Source organism: Rhodoferax sp. SPJ4 (assembly GCF_058216275.1).
The window spans coordinates 1-3,337 of the sequence record NZ_JBYZMN010000005.1 but is presented as its reverse complement, the minus strand read 5'-3'; the positions used below and the strand labels follow the sequence as shown (position 1 = coordinate 3,337).

General features: G+C 65.3%; 4 protein-coding genes. All 4 read right to left on the bottom strand.

Features of this window, described 5'->3' with window-relative positions; all coding sequences use genetic code 11:
* The coding region (locus AC4BAR_RS14835) for an ABC transporter ATP-binding protein (RefSeq protein ID WP_490628664.1) at window positions 1–665 on the bottom strand (665 nt) is incomplete at its 3' end.
* Window positions 665–1,417: an ABC transporter ATP-binding protein gene (locus AC4BAR_RS14830; protein ID WP_490628663.1), complete on the bottom strand. Its 753-nt coding sequence runs from the start codon at window positions 1,415–1,417 to the stop codon at window positions 665–667. The genes AC4BAR_RS14830 and AC4BAR_RS14835, both read right to left, overlap by 1 nt.
* Entirely contained in the window at window positions 1,410–2,423 is a 1,014-nt protein-coding gene (locus tag AC4BAR_RS14825; RefSeq protein ID WP_490628662.1) for a branched-chain amino acid ABC transporter permease, read from the bottom strand. The genes AC4BAR_RS14830 and AC4BAR_RS14825 overlap by 8 nt, the downstream gene beginning before the upstream one ends.
* A gap of 61 nt (window positions 2,424–2,484) precedes the next feature.
* Window positions 2,485–3,337, bottom strand: an 853-nt coding sequence (locus tag AC4BAR_RS14820; RefSeq protein ID WP_490628661.1) for a branched-chain amino acid ABC transporter permease, incomplete at its 5' end; no start/stop codon positions are given.

The following is a 3,337-nucleotide window of genomic DNA, read 5'->3' as shown; positions in this document are numbered from 1 at the left end:
GCCGAAGACCCTTCAAACACCACCTGCCCTTTGACGAGGATGACATTGCGGTCGGTGATCTGGGTGACATGCTTCCAGTTCTTGTCGACGATCACACTGGAGATGCCCGTCTCACGGATCAACCCGCAAATGCGCCAGATCTCCTTGGCGATCAGCGGTGCCAGCCCCTCGGTCGCCTCGTCCAGAATCAGCACATCCGGGTTCGTCATCAAGGCCCGGCCAATGGTGAGCATCTGCTGCTCCCCACCCGAGAGCTGCTGCCCGCCATGGCCCAGCCGCTCCTTGAGCCTTGGAAACGTCTCCAGCACCCGCTCATAAGTCCAGTCCCGCTGGCCCCGCGTGCCCGGCCGGGCCGCCATCTGCAGGTTCTCCACCACACTCAGGTTGCCAAAGATCCCTCTGCCCTCCGGCACATAGGCAATCCCCCGCTGGGCGATCTCATAAGGCGAGCGGCCCGCCATCTCGGCCCCCGCAATCGCCACCGTGCCTGCTCTGGGCTTGACCAGCCCCATCAGGCTCTTGAGCAGCGTGCTCTTGCCCATGCCATTGCGCCCCATCAGGCCGATGGTCTCGCCCCGCCCCACCCGGAAATCAATCCCCCGCAGGATGTGGCTGGCGCCGTAGTAGGTGTTGACGCCTCGGGCGTCGATCAACAAATCAGTCATCAGTGCGCTTCCTCGCCTAGGTAAGCGGCTTGAACCCCCGCATCGGCCCGGATCTCAGCCGGCGTGCCCGAGGCAATCACCTGGCCATTGACCATCACGGTCAGCCGGTCGGCCAGCGCAAACACCGCATCCATGTCGTGCTCCACCAGCATGATGGCGTGCTCGGGCTTGATGCGCTGCAGCAAAGCCACCATGCGCTCGGCCTCCGCCACCCCCATGCCCGCCAGCGGCTCGTCCAGCAGCAGCACCTGCGGCTCGGTGGCCAGGGCCATCGCAATCTCCAGCTGGCGCTGCTCACCATGGCTGGTGGCCCCCGCCGCCACCTGGCTGCGGGCGGCAAGCCCGGCCAACTCGATGGCCCGGGCGGTCCGCTCATTGATCGCCGCAAACCCTGCCGCCCGGCTCAGCCAGCGCAAGGCATGCGGCGTGCGCGACTGCGCGGCCAGCCGCACGTTGTCCCAGACGGTGAAGGGCAGGAAGATGTTGGTCTTCTGGTAGCTGCGGCCCAGGCCCTGGCGGGAAATCTTCTCCAGCCCCCGGCCGGTGACGTCCTGGCCATTCAGCGTGACCCGCCCAGAAGTGGGGGGCAGGTCCCCCGCCAGCAGGTTGGTCAGCGTGGACTTGCCCGCGCCGTTGGGGCCGATCACCGCATGGATACGGTTGCGCCACAGGTCCAATGACACCTCATTGACGGCGGCCAGGCCACCGAAGCGCTTGGTCAGGCCCTGGGCCGACAAAAGAACTTCAGACATCCGAGGCCTCCTTCTTGCGCGTCAGCAGCTGGGCCAGGCCCAGCAGACCGCGGGGGGCAAAGGTGATCACCACCACAATGAACAGCCCCACCCACAACTGCCAGTGTTTGCCCAGCGCCACCGAACCCACGGTGGGCAGGTCCTTGGCCGCATGCAGCAGGGTCTCGAAGGCGAAGGCGCCGACGATGGCACCGGCAAAGTTGCCCATGCCGCCCAGGATCAGCATCATGATGGCGTGCGCGCTCATGTGAAAACCCATCAGCTCCGGGTTCACATAGCCCGTCTGCGCCCCCCACAGATAGCCCGCCAGCCCGGCCAAGGCCCCGGCCAGGGTGAAGGCGCTGAGCTTGTAGCCAAAGGTGTTGAAACCCATGGCCCGCATCCGGTGCTCGTTGATGCGGATGCCCGACAGCGCGCGGCCATAGGGGCTCCACAGCAGCCGGCGCAAAAAGGCGTACACCCCCAGCATGGCCACCAGTGTGAAGAAGTACAAACTGGTCTTGTGGTCCAGATCGAACGGCACCCAGCCGGCCATGGCCGCCGAGGGCTTGAAGTTGATGTACAGCCCGTCCGAGCCGCCCAGAGCCTTGTTGTCGAAGAACAGGTAGAACACCATCTGCGCAAAGGCCATGGTGACCATGATGAAGTAGATGCCGTGGGTGCGCACCACAAAGAAGCCGATCAGCAAGGCCGCCAGCCCCGAGGCGGCGACTGCCGCCGGCAGCGTCCACCACAGGCTGACCGGCTCGCCGGCCGGCGTCAGGAAAGACAGCGCGTAGCCGGCAATGCCAAAGTAGGCCGCATGGCCCAAGGACACCAGGCCGGTCACGCCCTGCAGCAGGTCCAGGCTCATCGCAAAGATGGCCATGATCATCATGCGCGTGACGGTCTCGGTGTAGAAATCGGACCCCACAAAGGGGAAGATGACCAGGGCCACCAGGCCCAGGCCCAGGGCCACCTGGATGCCGGCGGGCAGTTGTTCGAGATGGGATTGTTGGGCGCTCATGGGCGGCCCCCTCGGGGGGCAGGGAGCCACACGCAGTGGGCGACCGTGGGGGTCATGTGTGTCATTGCTTAAACAGCCCTTCGGGCTTCCACAAAAGAACAGCCGCCATCAGCATGTAGACCAGCATGCCGGCCAGGGACGGCAGCAGCACCTTGCCGAAGGTGTCGACCAGGCCCACCAGCAGCGCGGCAATCAAGGCCCCGCGCACCGAGCCGATGCCACCGATCACCACCACCACGAAGCAGGTGATCAGGACGGAGGAGCCCATGTTGGGGTAGACACTGGCAATGGGGGCGGCAATCATGCCGGCCACCGCGGCCAGGCCCACGCCCAGCGCAAACACCGTGGCGTGGATGCGCTTGATGTTGATGCCCAGGGCCTCGGTCATGTCGCGGTTGAAGGCGCCGGCGCGGATCTTCATGCCCAGCCGGGTGCGGGCGATCAGCCAGTACAGGGCCAGGGCCAGCACCACACACAGGCCCATCATGAAGATGCGGTAGCCGGGGTAGGACAGGTTGTCGGTGAGCTGGATGGACCAGTTCAGGGCTTCGGGCACGGCCACGCCATGCACGTCGTCACCCCAGACGATGGAGCGCAGTTCTTCGAAGATGTAGATCAGGCCGAAGGTCAGCAGCACCTGGTCGAGGTGGTCGCGGTGGTAGAAGTGGCGGAACAGCAGCCACTCCAGCACCAGGCCGAACACAATGGCCAGCACCGCTCCTGCGGCAATGGCCAGGGCCAGGTTACCGAAGACCGGGCTCAGGGCATAGGCCAGGTAGGCGCCCAGCATGTAGAAGCTGCCGTGGGCCAGGTTGACCACGCCCATGATGCCGAAGATCAGCGTCAGGCCGGCCGCCAGCATGAACAGCAGCAGGCCGTACTGCACGCTGTTGAGCAGCTGGATCAGGAAGTTG

Excerpts from the sequence above, each read along its gene's own strand:
- AC4BAR_RS14830 (WP_490628663.1), bottom strand. The coding sequence starts at position 1,417 with ATGTCTGAAGTTCTTTTGTCGGCCCAGGGCCTGACCAAGCGCTTCGGT.
- AC4BAR_RS14825 (WP_490628662.1), bottom strand. The coding sequence starts at position 2,423 with ATGAGCGCCCAACAATCCCATCTCGAACAACTGCCCGCCGGCATCCAG.